This is a genomic window from Mycoplasmopsis cynos (assembly GCF_900660545.1).
GTDB lineage: Bacteria > Bacillota_I > Bacilli_A > Mycoplasmatales > Metamycoplasmataceae > Mycoplasmopsis > Mycoplasmopsis cynos.
In genome coordinates this window covers 24,010-42,784 of sequence record NZ_LR214986.1, presented here as the reverse complement: position 1 = coordinate 42,784, position 18,775 = coordinate 24,010, and the positions used below count along the sequence as shown (strand labels likewise).

Genomic DNA, 18,775 nt, shown 5'->3' with positions numbered 1-18,775 from the left:
GAACATGAGAGAAAAAAAGTTCTCTCAAAACTAGATACATAAACACAACATTATAATATTGATAATATAAAACAGTTTTATGTTACTAAAATGAATTGTAACTTGTACTCCGTAGAAAGGAGGTAATCCATCCCCACGTTCTCGTAGGGATACCTTGTTACGACTTCACCCCAGTCACCGGTCCTGCCTTAGGCAGTTGTCTCCGTAGTTAACAAAACCGACTTCGGGCATTACCAGCTCCCATGGTGTGACGGGCGGTGTGTACAAGACCCGAGAACGTATTCACCGTAGCGTAGCTGATCTACGATTACTAGCGATTCCGACTTCATGTAGTCGAGTTGCAGACTACAATCCGAACTGAGAACGGTTTTTTGAGATTTGCTTGATGTCACCATTTTGCTTCTCTTTGTACCGTCCATTGTAGCACGTGTGTTGCCCCACTCGTAAGAGGCATGATGATTTGACGTCGTCCCCACCTTCCTCCCAATTACTCGGGCAGTCTCCTTAAAAATTTAACTAAGGACAAGGGTTGCGCTCGTTGCAGGACTTAACCGAACATCTCACGACACGAGCTGACGACAACCATGCACCATCTGTCATTCTGTTATCCTCCACTATATCTCTATAGCTTTGCAGAAGATGTCAAGAGTGGGTAAGGTTCTACGCGTATCTTCAAATTAAACCACATGCTCCACCGCTTGTGCGGATCCCCGTCAATTCCTTTAAGTTTCACTCTTGCGAGCATACTACTCAGGCGGATGATTTAATGCGTTAGCTGCGCCGATAGTTCTACTATCAGCTAATCATCATCGTTTACAGCGTGGACTACCAGGGTATCTAATCCTGTTTGCTCCCCACGCTTTCGTCTCTCAGTGTCAATATGTGCCCAGTTAGCTGCCTTCGCCATGTTGATGTTCTTCCTAATATCTACGCATTTCACCGCTTCACTAGGAATTCCGCTAACCTCTACACAATTCTAGTATGCCAGTATCCAACGCAATTTGGGGTTGAGCCCCAAGTTTTCACGCCAGACTTAACATACAACCTACAGACGCTTTACGCCCAATAATTCCGGATAACGCTTGCAACCTATGTATTACCGCGGCTGCTGGCACATAGTTAGCCGTTGCTTTCTGACAAGGTACCGTCAAGACAATAGCATTTCCTCTATTGTTTTTTCTTCCCTTATAACAGCAGTTTACAACCCGAAGGCCTTCATCCTGCACGCTGTGTCGCTCCATCAGACTTTCGTCCATTGTGGAAAATTCCCTACTGCTGCCTCCCGTAGGAGTCTGGGCCGTATCTCAGTCCCAGTGTGGCGGTTCAGTCTCTCAACCCCGCTAAACATCATCGCCTTGGTAGGCCTTTACCCTACCAACTAGCTAATGTTCCGCACCCCAATCTCTTAGTGAAGCTGTAAAGCTCCTTTTATATATAGTTTATGCAAACTATATAAGTATCCGGTATTAGCGATAATTTCTCATCGTTGTCCCAATCTAAGAGGCATGTTAAGTACGTGTTACTCACCCATTCGCCGCTAAGTCCTAAAAGAACTCCGCTCGACATGCATGTATTAGGCACACAGCCAGCGTTCATCCTGAGCCAGGATCAAACTCTCGAAAAAATTGACTGTCATGTTTTGTGTGTATCTAGTTTTCAAAGAACTTTCATTTTTTAAATGTGCTTACTAATTATAATACATATTTTTAAAATGTCAAAATATTTTTTAATAAATTTTTAAATTAAAAAAATTAATTTTTTCAATAGTGTTTTTTTTATTTTTTATACCGTCTTTATATAATGTTATTTTGACTGCGTTAAGTTGAGTATTGTTACTACTTATATAAAATTTTTCTTTTGATCGAGGATTAGTAATTTTACTTTTCACTTCTTTTACTCTAGCACCTATTGCTGAATCGATAGGTCCAGTCATACCGACATCAGTTATATAACACGTTCCATTTTCCAATATGTGATCATCATTAGTTTGAACATGGGTATGAGTTCCGACAACAGCATCTACGTGTCCATCAACATGAAGTCCAAAAACATATTTTTCACTTGTTGTTTCACCGTGAAAATCAATTAAACTAAAATCTGTCTTTTTAGTATTATTGACTAGGATATCTGCTGCACTAATAAATGAATTTGCAACGTTTTGTTCTCAAGGATATCTTAATTCATTAAAAGTTATTCCCATCATTGATGTAATTCTTAAAGTAAAATTCTTAATATTAACAATTCTGGTTCCTTCGCCAGGATATCCATTCTCAATATTATAAGGACGCACTATATCAGGATTATTGATAATTTTCTCAATATCCGAATTAGCTCAAACATGATTCCCCATTGTAAAAAAATTAATTCCTGCTTTTTTTAATCTTATATAATCAGTTTCATTCAATCCTTTTCTTCCCGTCACATTTTCGCCTTGCGCTATTACATAATCTATATTATGTTCTTTTACAATGCCTTTTAAATATTTTTCAATTGTTACTATTCCGGGAAGCCCAAATATGTCGCCTATAAATAAAATTTTAATAAAATCACTTGTATTACTCATTATAATTAAATGATATATCAAAATATATTATTGATAAATAAAATAGACATAAAATCTAATAATCTTTTTGCTAATTCTAATAAAAATTAAAAACAGTCTTCATCAGAAAAACTGTTTTATTTTTAGTATTAGTATTTTTTATTATGATTCTTTTGATTTTCAATTTTATTAAGAATTTCTTCTTTTATATTTGGGTTATTTATTAAATAGTATTTCATATTTTTCTTACCCTGAGCTACATTGCTTCCATCATAACTATATCAGGCTCCTTTTTTATCAAAAATTCCTAATTCTAAGCCAATATCAACTAATTCACTATTTTGATCAATTCCTTCATTAAATAATAAATCAGTTTGTGCTGTTTTATACGGAGCAGCTAATTTATTTTTAACAATTTTAAATTTAATTTCTGAACCGGAAACTTCTTTTTCTTCTGAAATTTGTGTTCCTTTTCTCACCTCAATTCGAATGCTTGAATAAAATTTTAATGCTCTTCCGCCTGGTGTAGTTTCAGGATTACCAAAAATTACACCTACTTTTTCCCGAATTTGATTGATAAAAATAATAGTTGTTTTGTTTTTATTAAGATTCCCAGTTATTTTTCTTAATGCTTTTGACATTAATCTTGCCTGGGCACCTATTTGTTGTTCATTCATTTCACCATTTAATTCCGCCAGTGGAACTAAAGCTGCAACACTATCAACAACAATTAAATCAATATTACCAAGTCTTGCTAAAATATCAACAATTTCAAGTGCTTGCTCCCCTGAATCTGGTTGCGAAAGAATTAAATTTTCTACATTAACACCTAATTTACTTGCAAAAACCGGATCAATAGAATGTTCAGCATCTATAAAAGCTGCAATTCCTCCATTTTTTTGAACCTCAGCAATAGCATGTAATGATAAAGTTGTTTTACCAGAACTTTCTGGACCATAAATCTCAATAATTCTTCCTTTCGGATATCCACCTATACCTAAAATATGATCTAATACATAACTACCTGAATGAAATGTTTCTATAGAAATATCCGGAACATCACCAAGCAACATTATGGATTCTTTACCGAATTTTTTTTCTATTTGGTTAATTGCATTTTTTATAATTGTTTTCGGTTCTATTTGATTATTTTTTTCCTCAGACATTCTCACCTCCAAATCAATGATAAATTTTAAAAAGTTGAGAACAAAAAAAGAACAAATTAAATTTTGAAATTTGTCTTTATTACTTTTTCTAAATTTTGCTTACCAAATTTTTTTGTAAATTCATTTATTTGGGATTTTACTTTTTGATTAGCTCCCAATAAAAAGTTAAATCCTCATTTATCATTTTGATTTTTCATATAATTATTTAGATAATGTCTTGCAATAATAGAAGCACATGCAATTGCTTGTATTTTTTGCTCACCATGTTCTAAAAAATACATTAACTCATTTTTTTTATAAAACTCAGAAAAATCTTTAATAAAACTCATTTTTCTTTGATAGTTATTGATCGCATTAAGAGTAGAATATTTATCAATTATAATTTTTTTATCAAATTCATATCTTTTTTGAAAATTTAAAATTGATTGAGTGTGAATAAAAAATTTAATAACATTTGCATTAAAACCTTTATTGATCATTTTATTATAACCAGATTGGGTTAATACATAAACTGCAAAAGGTATTTTTTTAATTAAAATACTTGCAATTTTATCTATTTTATCATCATTAAGTAACTTAGAATCTCTTACACCTATTTCATATGTTCAATTAATCATCTCTTTCGGCAAAAAAGCACAACATGAAATAATTGGGGTAAAATAATCACCAACGCCCGTTTCGTCTATCCCTAGGATATTTTCTTCTTGTGGATCAAAATCTAACTCTTGTAAAAATTGCACTATTCTTCCTCAGCTTGTTTAACTTTTTTCTTCTTTTCGTTTGATTTAGCTATTTCAAGCTCTGGATTATCTAAAAACTTATTAATATATCAACCAACTCCACCTTCTTTATTAGACTTTGAAATTCTTACTGTTGCATATCTTTTAATTTCTTTTGAAGCATTCCCCATTGCAACAGATACGTTCGCAACTCTAAACATTGGAACATCATTAAAACCATCACCCATTGCAACAGTATTTTCTATTTTAACATCGTAATATCTAATAAGCATGCTTAATGCTTTACCTTTATTTGCAGTGATATTAGTCATATCAAACACCGGGGTTAGTCCTTCACCCTTTGATCAATATGAAAATTCAGCTAAATCACCATATCTAGCCTTTAAATAGCATCTTAACTCTTCAACATTAGTATCATGCTTAACATCAAAAATAATTCCAGTAGGCATCAAAGGTATTTTGTGAAAGTCGAGACCAATTTTTAATTTCGAAGTAGTTGAAAAACCAAAAACTTTTTCTAATGCTTCATCTCTATGTTGCAATTGAACTCAATCAGGACCTTCAATTGCAATGTTAGAAATTTCTTTTGAAACTTTTTCGTCACCTAAAACATATAAAGCTTCATTAAGATTTAAATATTTAATATATGGAATAAAACCATCATCTAATGGGTGATGTATATGAGCACCATTATAGTTTGAAACAACTGTATCTAATCCAAGTGTTTCATAAATAAATTTAGTGCTTCTTCATGGACGACCTGTCAAAATACATACAATATGTCCTTCTTCTTTGGCTCTTTTTATAGCTGAAATTGTTTGATCATGAATTTCACCAGTTGAACTTGAATGTAAAGTAGTTCCATCAAGATCAATCGCAAATAAATATTTTTCTTTTTCCATTTTGTCTCCTTATTTTTTAAAAATAATTATTAAAATAAACTAATCATGTCTTTTGCTATAAAATTTTATCATATTATTAAATATATTATTATTACACTAAAAATAAAATAGAACCCAGAAATAATTTAAATCGCTGGGTTTAGTAATAATAAATTAAAATAAAGTCATTTGATCATGATCATTCAAATCATCAAGTATTCCAAGACGAACAATTTCATTATAGAGTGTGTTGTTTACACCACTTCTTCTTTTAAAATCTTCCTTGGTCTTAAAACTAAATTCATTTCTTGATTGAATAATTTTCTTAGCAACCGCATCTCCAAGTCCTTTAATAGATGAAAAAGGCGCAATTAAACTTTTGGTCTCATAATCTATTATTCATTCAGACTCTAATGATTTCTCAATATCAATGTTTTTTATTCCAAAGCCTCTTGCATAAAGTTCTCTAGCTATTTCTAAAGTTGTATAAAGGTTTTTATCAACAGTAGATTTTTCAGTTTTACTTTCTATTTCTGCAATTTTATTTAGCATTTTCTTTTTATCTGCTAAAACTTCGATATCAAATTCATTTAATCTAGTTGTAAAAAATGTTGCATAATACTCTAAAGGTTTATATAACTTAAATCAAGCAATTCTTCAAGCCATCAATACATAAGCAGTTGCGTGAGCACGAGGAAACATATATTTAATCAACTTCATACTGTTTATTGATCATTCAGGTACATTATGCTCTTTTAAAAGTTTTTCCTCTTCTTCAGTCAGTCCTTTTCCTTTACGAACTTTTTCCATTATATTAAATGAATCTAAATTATCAACATTGTAACTAATTAAAAAATTCATAATATCATCCCGACATGAAATAACTTCAGATAATGTCATATTTTTTTTAGAAATCAAAGTCTCAGCATTTCCTGTCCAAACATCTGTTCCGTGAGATAAACCGGAAATTGAAATTAAATCAGCAAAACTTTTAGGATTTGCGACAACTAACATTCTTCTAACAAAATCAGTTCCAAATTCAGGAATTCCATAAGCCCCTGTTTTTTCTCCACCAATATCTTCTGGTTTAATATTTAGAGCTTTTGTTGAAGAAAATAAAGAAATAACGTCAGGATCTTTTGATGGAATATCTTTTTTAACGTCAATACCAGTCAATCTTTCAAGCATCTTTATTGCGGTTGGGTCAACGTGTCCTAATAAATCTAATTTTAAAACATTATCATGAATTGCTTTATAGTCAAAATGAGTTGTTTTTCAATCACTTCCTTCATCATTTGCAGGATAATTAATTGGAGTAAAATCTTCAACCTCCATTCCTTTCGGAATAATAATGATCCCTCCTGGATGTTGTCCTGTTGTTCTTTTAACTTCTACAATTTTTGTTGATATATAATCAGCAAAAGTGTTTGAATAATTCCAATGATATTTTTCATTTGAAGTATTAACGAATCCAAAAGCTGTTTTATCTTTTATAGTTGATATGGTACCGGCTCTAAATGTATTTTTTTCTCCAAATAATCTTCTAACTTCTGCATGTATGATAGGTTGATAATCACCAGAAAAGTTAAGATCTATGTCAGGCACTTTATCAGCATTAAAACCTAAAAATGTTTCAAATGGGATTGAATGACCATCCTTTTGCATTCATAAATCACAATTTGGACATTTTTTATCATCTAGATCAAAACCTGATGAAGTCGGAGGATTTTTTACCATCTCAAAATACTTACATTTAGAACAAATATAATGAGGCTCTAATGGATTAATTTCTGTAATACCTGCTAAGGTTGCAACTAGTGAAGAACCAACCGATCCACGACTACCAACAATATATCCGTCATCATTTGATTTTTTAACTAAAATGTGGGAAATTCAATAAATAACATCAAATCCATATTTAATAATTGGATTTAATTCTTTTTCTATTCTATTTTTTACAATAATTGGTAAATCATCCCCATATTTTAATTTTGCATTCTTATAGACTAATTCAGGCAATTTTATTTTTGAATCATCAAATTTTGGAGTAAATAAACCATCTTTAATAATTTGAATGTCGTCTGATACTTTTGAAGCTATATAATTACTATTTTCAATAACAATTTCATTTACTAAAGCTTCATCATTTAAAAATGCAAATTTGTTCAACATTTCATCTGTAGTTAGATAACTTAAATTAGGAATTTTAATTATTTCTGGATGATCATAATCAAAAATAAAGTGTGCTGCTCCACCAATACCTTTTGCAAAAACCAATGATTTATAAAATATTTTTTCTGCTTCATTTTCAAAACGAACATCCCCTATCGCTATTACTTTTTTATTTAATTCTTTTGCTTTATATATTAATTCCTTTAACAAATTTTCAATATCTTTTTGTTCAAAATGACCGGTTGAAATCTTATGTAAAAATGCTTCAGGATGCGGAACTTCAATGTAATCAAACTTTTGTAATTTTTCAGATAAATTAATATTTGAAGAATATAATAAACGATCAATTAATTCGCCTTTTATTCCTCCAGAACCAATTAAAAGATTTTCACTTTTTGGTATATCTTCTCAAAATAGTTTTGGTCCGTTATAGTGTCTCTCGGTAAGTGCTAATGATACTAGTTTAAATAATTCTTTTATTCCTTTTTGATTGAGTGCAATAATACTAATTTGACTATTAAAGGTTGAAACTTTTTCATAAAATTCATTAGGATTAGGGATGTATCTATTTAATTTTTCAAAATCAGTGACATCTGCATTTATCAAATGATCAAATGCTCTCAGTAATGCTCTTGCTAAAACTTCAGCATCATAATTTGCTCGGTGCGCAATAGTTGAATCATATTCAATATCCATCGAATTACAAAAATTTCCTAATCTATGTTTTTTTGACTCTGGAGACACTAATTTTGAAATTGGTAATGAGTCAATCACAATCATTTTAGGAACTTCTTTTTTATGATCAATAAAAATTTGAATTATAAAATTAATATCAAAAGAAGCATTGTGAGCAACTACAACTTGATTGTTTAAGATTTCATAGATTTTTTTAAGCGCTTGTTCAATTTCTAGTCCTTCTGTTTGCAACATTTTATCTGTTATTTTAGTAAGTTCAATAGTAAATTTCGATAATGGTTTTGAGGACTTTACAAAAAATTGTATATTATCAATAATTTGATTATTTTCAACTATTGAAGCACCAAATTCAATTAGTTCACCTACTCTTGGTGAAAGGTTTGTTGTTTCAATATCGAAAACAACATATCTTGTGTTATTGATTGGTTTATTCTCAAAATCAGATAAAAATACCTTATTACTTTTATCAATAACATCAAAAGAAGCACCATATATTGGTTTTATACCAGCCTTTTTAGCAGCAGAAGCAAATTTCGGAAATGATTGAACACTCACTGAGTCCAATATAGCCAAGGCTTTATGTCCTAATTTTTTGGCAATATTCACCAATTCTTCAGCATCTAATAAACCATCCATTGCATTCATTTTTGATTTAGCATTTATTTCTATTCTTTTTATTTCAGCTTCATCAACCTTTTGTGATTCAGGATTATCAATTTTAATTATACTATCCACTTTTACAGTTCTTTTACTTTGATATTTTGATTGACTACTTGGATTAAAAATACCTTTTACATTTATTCATGTATTAAGCGGCATAAGTTTTTCATCATCTTCAGAAAAAGTAATATGTGTTAGTAATGTGGCATCTTTTTTATTAGTAACTCAATATTTATGAATTTTTATATCATTACGATCAATTAGTTCATTTTTATAAATTAAACCATTAAATTCAACCGGGATATCATTCATCCCATCATAATCATCAAGTTCTTCAATTTCAACTTTAGTGTAATTTTGAACTTTTCGACTTCTAAAGTAACCTTTGTTTATTTTTTTAGCAGTTTCTGTAAAGTGAAAGTTCGATTCTTCTTTTCTTAATTTAGCAAATATTTCATTAATATTTTGTTTATTTTCTTGCATACTAGTTTCTTGTACTTTATCAAAAAAAATATCAACCTTGACTTTCGGAAATCCAAACTTTTCAAAATTTCGATTTAAAAATGCAACCGCATCAAATAAAGATTGTTCATGTGCTTTATTATAATAATGAATAATTCACTTTTCTTTATTGTTATGGTATTGAAGATTCTTTCCAAGATCAATTACATCAACTAAAAAAGCAAACTTTTTAAATAAACTCAAAAAGCTAATTATATATTTTTTAAATTCAGGATCTTCCTGATAGTAATTAACAGTTTCAAATGAAAGTTTATATATTTTCATATTCTCAAAAAAATGAATAAATCTCAAAAAGTCATTTATCTTGGGTGTTCTTTGAAACAAAATAGTAGTACTAATAATGCCCGTTTCTTCATTAAGACTTGAATTAACAAATGAAACATCTTCTAACGATTCTAAATATGGAAGATTATATCCTTTTGCAAAACCATCAAATTTTTTATTAATATATCTCATATTTATCCTTTTAAAATCCTAACATTAGTATAGCAAATAAAAAGAACACAAAACTAATACTATCAATTCTATCTATAATACCACCATGTCCTTTTAGAATGTTTGAAAAATCTTTAACCTCAAGAATTCTTTTTACATATGAAAAATATAAATCACCAATTAAAGCAAAAAAAGGTGAAATAATCAAAAATGTAATAAATATAATCGTCCTTGAATCGCCCTGTATTAAATAAGAAATAAAATCAGTTTTAATTCCTTGTTGGTTTGCTACACCAAAATAAATGAGAATAAATATTAATGTAATTAAAAATGCTGAAACTATTCCTGTGATTGAGCCTTCAAATGTTTTTTTAGGACTTATAATTGGAGCTAATTTATTTTTAAAATATTTATGACCTAAAAACATTCCTCCAAAGTAGCCACCTATATCATGAAATGAAGCAATTAGTATAAATAAAATAATATATTCTATTCCAGATTGAATTAGATTTAAAAAAATAAAACTTCTAATCATTATAGATATTATTAATGTTGCGAAAAAGAAATGAAATGTATTTCTTATTAACGCTACTAGATTTCTTTGTTTTCAAACTAATATTAATCTCAATAAAAACATTATTAAAGTATTAACTAATAGAATAATAAAAAAAGTTTCATCCCCTAAAACTATTAATCGAAATAAGACTAGGTCAAATTCGGGTAATACCTCATTTTTTAAAATAGAGTTTTCGAAAAATCTCGACTTTAAAAATATAGTAAATAACAATAACAATGATTGCAAACATGCAAGTATATTGTGTTTTAAAAAAACATAAGAAACTTCATAAAAAAATCAAAATGAAGCGCCTATTATCAATAACGTTGCAAGTGATCTTAAAACCCAGAACCCTACTTGCTTATTTTCTCAAAATATCGATCAATAAAATGAAATTCTAATAACAATTAATGAAATAATTAATATTATTAATACAACAATTGCTGGTAAAATACGATCTTTAAAAATTTGTTTTTTATCTATTTTTAAGTTCATAATAATATTATATTAAAATTAAAAATTTAGATTAAAAAATATCAAGGAAAACTTCTCCTTTGATATTTTTTAATCTAATAAATATTAATTATTTAATGTTATAAAATGAATTTATTCCTTGAAATTCTGCTGAATCACCAAGTTCTTCTTCAATTGCTAATAAACGATTATATTTAGCAATACGATCTGTTCTTGATAATGATCCTGTCTTAATTTGTCCAGCATTCATTGCAACAGCAATATCTGCAATTGTTGAATCTTCTGTTTCACCTGAACGATGCGAAACAACAGCTGTCATATTTGCTTTTTGTGCCATTTGGATAGCATCAAATGTTTCTGTTAATGTACCAATTTGATTTACTTTAATTAAAATTGAGTTCATTGATTTTTCTTTAATTGCACGTTTCAAAATTTCTGTGTTTGTTACTGTTAAATCATCTCCAACAATTTGTAACATATGTCCCATTTCTTGTGTGAATTTTTTAAATCCTTCTCAATCACTTTCTGCAAATCCATCTTCAATTGAAATAATTGGATATTTATCAACTAAATCTTTTAAGTATAAAATCATTTCATCAGTTGTGTAAGTCAATTTAACATCTTTTAAATTTTCAAATCCAGGTTTTTTAGCTTCAATAGCTGCTTTTAATTTACCAAATGTATATACACCATTTTTATATAATTCTGATGAAGCACAATCCATTGCTATAGCAACTGCTCTTTCACCCTTTTTAGCAGGTACATAACCTGAGACTTTAATAGCCTCTACTAAGAAGTCAAGAGCTTCCTCATGTGATTTAAAGTTTGGAGCAAATCCACCCTCGTCACCAACTTGAACACCGTGTCCATGTTGTTTAAGTAATTTAGCTAAATTGTGAAACACATGGTTTGCCATTTGTAATGATTCTCTAAGACTTGTAGCTCCAACTGGCATAATCATAAATTCTTGGAAATCTATTGTATTTGAAGCGTGTTCGCCACCATTAATAACATTAAGCATTGGAACTGGTAATTGGTGTCCATTAAATCCACCTAAGTATTTATATAATGGTAAATCAAGTTCATTAGCAGCAGCGCGAGCAACAGCTAATGAAACACCTAAAATAGCATTAGCACCTAATTTTGATTTAGTTGATGTTCCATCTAATTTAATCATTAATTGGTCAATTTTACGTTGATCAGTAACTTCCATTCCTAATATAGCAGGAGCAATGTCTTTGTTAACGTGGTTAACTGCTAACATAACACCTTTCCCACCAAATCAATTATTTTCAAATTTAGAACCCTTATCTCTAAGTTCTAAAGCCTCACGTGAACCTGTTGAAGCACCAGATGGAACCATTGCTGAACCATACCCACCTAATTGAGTATAAACTTCAACTTGCACAGTTGGATTACCACGTGAATCAAGCACTTCACGAGCATGAATTTTTTTGATTGCTGACATTTTTTTAGTCTCCTTAAAATATTTTATTTATGATCAAAAGTTATTCCATAACTTAACTAATTATACATTAAAATTATAAAAATAATTAAATGAATAAAACATCATTTATACCTAGTATATAGTTATTTATTATTAATTTAAAAACAAAAATATTAACTGTAATTTTAAATATTTTTTATTTATACCTCTATAATTAATGTTAAAATTTAAGATCTAAAATATTTTATAAAAAATATCTAAAAATAAAATTAATCATCATTTATCTACTATAAAAAATAAACACAAAAGAATAAAAGAAGTTATATATTAAAAGTTAGATAATATAAAAAAGATTCAGCTATATAATTGAATCTTTTTTATATTACTTTTTCTCCTCAAGTGTTTTATAAAGGTCAATAATACTTGAAACATTTAACTCTTGTATTCTTGTATTTTGATCGAGTTTAAGTCTATCATAAGCTTTTAAAATGACATCCATTTTATATTTCATTTTTAGAGCAAAAGATAATTTCTTTCTTCGGTTACTAAAACATAATTTAAAAAAATCTTTATATATTTTTCATTCTTGATTACTAATATTATCTTTGAATTTAAATGAAATAATTGCAGAGTCAACTTTCGGTTTAGGAACAAAACATTTAGATGGAACTAAAAACTCTACTTTTACATCTGCTAAATATTGTGAACTAACTGATAATTTGGAATATTCTGAAGTGTTATTTAAAGCCACTATTCTTTCAGCGACTTCTTTTTGTACCATTAAAATAGCAGTTTTTATTTTTTCTCTATATTCAAAAATTTTAAACAAAATATCACTAGTTATGTAATATGGAATATTCGCGATTATTATTGAAGGTTTTATTTCACTTAAATCTACCTTTAAAAAATCTTTATTAATTAATTCAAATTTTTCTGAGCTAATTTCTTTTTTTAAAATTTCAACCATATCTACATCAATTTCATAGGCAGTTAAAAATTTAACTTTTTTTAATAATTCTTTTGTTAATGCACCTCTGCCTGGTCCTATTTCAATAACGTTTAAATCATTAATTTCAACAAGTGAAACAATTTTTTTAATAATATTATTATCATGTAAAAAGTTTTGACCATACTTCTTTTTTGCAAAAATTTCTCTTCCCATTATAAATTAAATAATTTCCTTAAATTTTTATTCACTCTATCTACGTATTTATCTAAACCGATTCCTTTTAGACCAGCTATATAATATGCAACATATAGCACATTATTTGGATCATTTATTTTATTAGAATATGGGTGAGGTCTTAAAAATGGTGAATCAGTTTCATTTAAAATTCTTTCTGGTGATAAAAATTTTATAACTTCTCTCGTTGTATGTGATGAACCATAAGTAACTACGCCACTAAATGAAAAAAGTAAATTTGGAAATTCCATAAACTTCTTAGCTCATTCGATATTACCCGCAAAAGTATGAAGCATTGTTTTTATATTCGGGTATTTTTTTAAAATATCATAAGCATCTTGATAAGCCTGGAATTCATTTTCTTTATCTCTAATGTGTATAACAACAGGTAAATTATATTTAATAGCTAACTTTATTTGGTTTTCAAAACTACCTATCTGGTTTTCTCTGCTCGGAGCATCTTCATAATAGTAATCTAAACCTATTTCGCCTATTCCAACTATGTGTTCTCGATTTTTTAACAATAGTTCTTCAACTTGCTTATAATCATTTTGATCTTTACCAGCTTCTGGATGGATTCCTATGCATGCCTTTAATTCTGGAATTTCTTTAGCTAACTTTATAACTTCTTCATTTTCTTCTGGATGACCACCGTTATTAATAATAAATTCAATATTATTTGATTTAATCTTCAAGGCAATGGTTTCTATTTCAAGTAAATTATATGATCTTTTTGTAATATGACAATGAGCATCAATAAATGAACTAAATTTCTTTCCCATTTTATTTACCTAAGCAAAAATTTTGAAACATTACATCAAGTAAGTCTTCTCTATTTGCATTCCCTTTTATATTTTGTAAGGCGTCTCACGCATCATATAAATCAATCATTATTACATCAAATGTTTGATTATTATTTAATGAATTCTTAGCTTCTTTAATAGAATTAAATGCGTTCTTAATTAAAGATAATTGTCTAGTATTTGAAAAAATTCTTTCATCCATAATGTCAATATCTTTAAAATTTTCAATTAAAGCATCCTCAAGTTCTTTAATATCGCTATTCAGCGCCGAAACATATATTCCATTAATATTTTTGGTTTTTATTAAATCACTTTTATTGTAAACTTTTAAATAAAATTTCATTTCTTTTTTTGCTTCACTTGCAATTAATTCATCATATTCATCATCTTCTTGTGTTGGATCAACAACATGAATTATTAAATCAGATTTTGCAATTTGTTCAATTGATCTTTTGATGCCAATTTTTTCAATTTTTTCAATTGTATTTCTCAACCCTGCCGTATCAACTAATTTAAATAGAATTCCATTTATTTGATATGAAGCCTCCACTAAATCTCTCGTAGTTCCTGCTATATCTGTTACAATTGCTTTTTCCTCAGACAATAAAGCATTTAAAATGCTACTTTTCCCAACGTTAGGCTTTCCTAAAATACAAACTCTAACACCTTCAAAAATGTAACGACTATCTTCTGAAATCTTTATGATTTCACTAAGTTTTTTTTCTAAGTCAATAATCACATCTAACATTTTGTTGTTTGTAAACTGTTCAACGTCATCATATTCAGGATAATCAATATTAACTTCTGCCATTCCGATTATTAATGATATTTTATTTATAAACTTATCAATTAAATCTGATGTTTTACCCTTAAAACGATTAACGCTCGCTTTTACTTGTGTTATTGTTTTAGACATTATTAAATCATGTATTGCTTCCGCTTTAATTAAGTCAAGTTTACCATTCAAAAATGCTCTTCGGGTAAATTCACCTGGTTCAGCCATTCTTGCTCCATTAGATAATAATAGCTCTAATATTTTATTAGTAACAACAATTCCGCCGTGACAATTTATTTCTATTATAGGTTCACCAACATAATTATTGTAAATAATTTTGTCACCTTCTTTAAAGCCTAAAAACCACATAACCAAGACTTCATCAATTAAATATTGACCATCATAAATGTAACCGTAAGTTATAGTATGATCTCTTCCGATTTTACCTTTAAAAATTTTTCTTATAATATCTAATGTTCTTGGTCCAGCTAATCTAATAATTGAAATTGGTTGATTAATTCTTGATCCAGAACTTATAGCTGCTATTGTATCATTCATAAAATAATTATATATTTTATAGTTCTTTTAAATAATGAAAAAATATAAAAATAAAATTTCATCATAAAATACATAAATAATTATAAATACATTATTTATTTTTACTTAGTAATTTAAAAACAATATTACCTAGCAGTCATCTTTTTTAAATAGAATAATTTTTACTTAAAAATTAAGGTATAATTCACGCAATTATATTAAATATATTATTTTAGGAGGAAAATGCAAGTAGCAATTTTAATTTTTGGTATTCTCTCTGTAATTTTAATGGTGTTTTTGCCTATTCCACAGCTGTTGACAACATTAAAAACAAAAAACATTTCTAATGTTTCATACCCTGCGTTCTTTATTTATTATACTGGTGGTGCTATATTTGTAGCAGTAATGACAATGCTGAAAAAAACTGACCCTAACATAATTATCAACATAATTGGTAACACTCTTTTTGTCGGAATTATGGCGTTAACATTAACACTTTTTATGATCTTAGACAAAAAAATAAAGCCCATAGCTAGAATAACTATTATTTTTGCCTTATGAATCGTATTCTTCAGTTTATTAATATGATGAATTTCTGAATACGCAGCAAAAAGTAATGGATATTTCGAATCATCAAGCACATTTTTGACAATATTAACAATTTTTGCTAACTCATGTACTGCATTACCATTTATAGCACAAATCATCAAGACTTTAAAAAATAAATCAGCAGAAGGAATTTCATTTGTGTTATTATGTTGTGGATTAATCCTCAACATTTCATTAGGTATTTACTTCGCAATGTTACTAGATTTTGGTACAGCAATGTGATATGTAACACTATTATTCCAAACAACTGGAGCAATTGTTTATATAATACAAATTCTGATATATTTATCATTTAAATCAAAATATAAAAAAATAGCTTAATAAACTTTGATTTAGGATAAAAAAGTATTCAGGTAATTCCTGAATACTTTTCCAACCTAACGGTCTATCTAATAATTATTCAAAACTTTACTGATCCAAATTTTATTCTAATTTTTATTCAATTATTCAATTTAAATATTTAATTTTAAAATATAATAAATACATAAATTAAAAGGAGAGAAAATGAAAAAAGAAATTTTTGTTGCAGGTGGATGCTTTTGAGGAGTTGAAGCTTATTTTTCACGAATCAAGGGAATTGAGTCAACTGCGGTTTATTACATAAACGGTGGTTATGAAGGCGTAAGTTACAAAGATGTTTGTCAAATTTCAAACCATGTAGAAGCCGTTAAATTAGTTTATGATGATACTATTATTAATGAAAGAGAATTATTTTATTTATATTTACAAATTGTTGACCCTTATTCGCTAAATAAACAAGGAAATGATATTGGAACTCAATATAGAATTGGGATATATACAAATGATCCATTAACGCTAAATGAATTTAAAACAATTAACAATGATTTTATTGCTCAAACAAGTAAAAATAATCATATTGAACTACTTCCTGTAACTGATCAAACAAGAGCTGAAGAATATCATCAAAAATATTTACAAAAGAATCCAAGTGGGTATTGTCACATAAATATCTTTTCTATACCTGATAAATATTTAAAAGATGAATATAAATAAAAATCATTTAGTACTGCAAATAGTACTAAATGATTTTTATTTATTCATTAATTCATTTTCTTTTTCTTTTGTAAGAGAATTAACTTTCTCAATTAAAATATCTACATTTTTCTGCACTTTTTCTAAATATTTCTTTTGGTCATCTTCTGAAAGTTCTTCATCAGCTTTAATCAATTTATTTACATCCTGTCTTACGTTTCTAATACCTACCTTAGCAGTTTCAGACAATTTACCTAAATTCTTAATCATTTCTCTACGTCTTTCAATAGTTAAAGTAGGAAAAGTTAATCTAATCTGATTCCCTTCATCAACAGGCATAATACCTAAATTAGCCTTTTCCATTGCTTTACAAATATCTTTAATTGAAGTAATATCATATGGTTTTATTAAAAGTTGTTGTGGTTCAGGTACACTTATATTAGACAATTCTTCAAGTGGTGTCATTGACTCATAATACAACACTTTTATACCTTTAATTATTTGAGGGTTAGCTCTTCCAGTTGAAATTTTTGACATTTCAAACTTAAAATGATTTATTGGTTTTTCGCTTTTCTCTTCAAGTTCTAGTAAATAATAATCTAGTTCCATTAGTTTGTTACCTCTGTATGTTTAATTTCGCCTTCTAGCGCTTTTAATATTGAATTCTCTTCTAAAAGGTTAAAAATAATTAAATTTATATTGTTATCTCTTGCCATACTTGTGGCAGTTAAATCCATAACTTGTAATTTTTTTTCAAGAATTTCATCATATGTGATTTTATCATAACGATGGGCATTTTTGTTTAATTTTGGATCAGAATCATAAACTCCGTCTGTCCCGTTCTTTCCCATCAAAATTACTTCCGCTCCAATTTCAGATGCATATAAAGTTGATGCAGTATCAGTGGTGAAATACGGTCTCCCTGTTCCGCCTACAAAAATAACAACTTCTCCACTTTCAAGGTATTTTAGTGTCTTTTCATTAACATAATTCTCTGCAATTTTTGGATCTACAGTTAAAGAACTTTGAACCCTTGCTTTTAATCCAACAAGTTCAAAACCACTTCTTAACGCTAAACCATTCATAATTGTAGCTAACATACCAATGTAATCAGCACGATTTCTAGGTATCCCGTTTTTTTCTGCAGAAGCTCCTCTTCAAAAATTACCACCCCCTATAACTATCGACACTTGAACCCCTTGATTAACAATTTCTTTTAATTGTAAAGCAATTCTTTTAACTAATTCATTATCAATAGCAAGATGTTTTTCCTTATTTGCAAAACCCTCACCTGATAGTTTTATTAAGATTCGTTTATATTTAATCATAACTAAAATCCGATCTAAGTATTATCTTATTATATTTTATATTAAAAAAGTAAGAACTATATAAAAAATATATAAATAGAATTATTTTAATTTTTCAATCTAATTTTAACAATTTTTCAATTAAAGTTAGATTCAATTTTTTAATTACTTCATAAAAATTATTCTAATGTCTTTTTATTATTAATAAGCGACATTTTGATGAGTCAATTTAAACTATTTATTACCATCAGCCGTAACATATATATCTATATTCTAT

At 28.3% G+C, this 18,775-nt stretch carries 14 protein-coding genes and 1 rRNA gene; 2 read left to right on the top strand and 13 right to left on the bottom strand.

Annotation, left to right across the window (positions count from 1 at the left end; translation table 4 throughout):
• Positions 1-115 precede the first annotated feature (115 nt).
• The 11 genes from EXC48_RS00525 to mnmE all read right to left on the bottom strand — a co-directional run bounded on the left by EXC48_RS00525 (position 116) and on the right by mnmE (position 15,610).
• A 16S ribosomal RNA gene (locus tag EXC48_RS00525) occupies positions 116-1,624 on the bottom strand.
• Positions 1,625-1,726: 102 nt separating this feature from the next.
• Entirely contained in the window at positions 1,727-2,563 is an 837-nt protein-coding gene (locus EXC48_RS00520; RefSeq protein WP_129720394.1) for a TIGR00282 family metallophosphoesterase, read from the bottom strand.
• Between the two features lie 128 nt (positions 2,564-2,691).
• The gene (gene recA / locus EXC48_RS00515) at positions 2,692-3,708 is read right to left on the bottom strand and encodes a recombinase RecA (protein WP_129720393.1); all 1,017 of its coding nucleotides are present in this window, start codon (positions 3,706-3,708) and stop codon (positions 2,692-2,694) included.
• A 56-nt stretch (positions 3,709-3,764) separates the two neighbouring features.
• Positions 3,765-4,448: a ribonuclease HIII gene (locus tag EXC48_RS00510; protein WP_129720392.1), complete on the bottom strand. Its 684-nt coding sequence runs from the start codon at positions 4,446-4,448 to the stop codon at positions 3,765-3,767.
• Positions 4,448-5,350: a Cof-type HAD-IIB family hydrolase gene (locus EXC48_RS00505; protein ID WP_015286906.1), complete on the bottom strand. Its 903-nt coding sequence runs from the start codon at positions 5,348-5,350 to the stop codon at positions 4,448-4,450. The genes EXC48_RS00510 and EXC48_RS00505 overlap by 1 nt, the downstream gene beginning before the upstream one ends.
• Positions 5,351-5,503: 153 nt before the next feature.
• On the bottom strand, positions 5,504-9,835 hold the full coding sequence (locus tag EXC48_RS00500; protein WP_129720391.1) for a PolC-type DNA polymerase III: 4,332 nt from the start codon (positions 9,833-9,835) through the stop codon (positions 5,504-5,506).
• Positions 9,836-9,845: 10 nt separating this feature from the next.
• The gene (locus EXC48_RS00495) at positions 9,846-10,865 is read right to left on the bottom strand and encodes a phosphatidate cytidylyltransferase (RefSeq protein ID WP_129720390.1); all 1,020 of its coding nucleotides are present in this window, start codon (positions 10,863-10,865) and stop codon (positions 9,846-9,848) included.
• Positions 10,866-10,953: 88 nt separating this feature from the next.
• On the bottom strand, positions 10,954-12,312 hold the full coding sequence (gene eno / locus EXC48_RS00490) for a phosphopyruvate hydratase (RefSeq protein WP_015286902.1): 1,359 nt from the start codon (positions 12,310-12,312) through the stop codon (positions 10,954-10,956).
• A gap of 361 nt (positions 12,313-12,673) precedes the next feature.
• Positions 12,674-13,453, bottom strand: a complete 780-nt coding sequence (gene rsmA / locus EXC48_RS00485) for a 16S rRNA (adenine(1518)-N(6)/adenine(1519)-N(6))-dimethyltransferase RsmA (protein WP_129720389.1) — start codon at positions 13,451-13,453, stop codon at positions 12,674-12,676.
• On the bottom strand, positions 13,453-14,256 hold the full coding sequence (locus EXC48_RS00480; protein ID WP_129720388.1) for a TatD family hydrolase: 804 nt from the start codon (positions 14,254-14,256) through the stop codon (positions 13,453-13,455). The genes rsmA and EXC48_RS00480 overlap by 1 nt, the downstream gene beginning before the upstream one ends.
• Before the next feature lies 1 nt (position 14,257).
• Positions 14,258-15,610: a tRNA uridine-5-carboxymethylaminomethyl(34) synthesis GTPase MnmE gene (gene mnmE / locus EXC48_RS00475; RefSeq protein WP_129720387.1), complete on the bottom strand. Its 1,353-nt coding sequence runs from the start codon at positions 15,608-15,610 to the stop codon at positions 14,258-14,260.
• Between the two features lie 222 nt (positions 15,611-15,832).
• Here mnmE and EXC48_RS00470 point away from each other — a divergent pair, with 222 nt between their 5' ends.
• Entirely contained in the window at positions 15,833-16,519 is a 687-nt protein-coding gene (locus tag EXC48_RS00470; RefSeq protein ID WP_129720386.1) for a PQ-loop repeat-containing protein, read from the top strand.
• A 183-nt stretch (positions 16,520-16,702) separates the two neighbouring features.
• A complete protein-coding gene (gene msrA, locus EXC48_RS00465; RefSeq protein ID WP_015286896.1) occupies positions 16,703-17,212 on the top strand; it encodes a peptide-methionine (S)-S-oxide reductase MsrA in 510 nt (169 codons plus the stop codon).
• Between the two features lie 36 nt (positions 17,213-17,248).
• Here msrA and frr read toward each other — a convergent pair whose 3' ends face one another.
• Entirely contained in the window at positions 17,249-17,800 is a 552-nt protein-coding gene (frr, locus tag EXC48_RS00460; RefSeq protein ID WP_129720385.1) for a ribosome recycling factor, read from the bottom strand.
• Complete coding sequence (gene pyrH, locus EXC48_RS00455) at positions 17,800-18,519, bottom strand: UMP kinase (RefSeq protein ID WP_129720384.1); 720 nt, start codon at positions 18,517-18,519, stop codon at positions 17,800-17,802. The genes frr and pyrH overlap by 1 nt, the downstream gene beginning before the upstream one ends.
• Positions 18,520-18,775 lie beyond the last annotated feature (256 nt).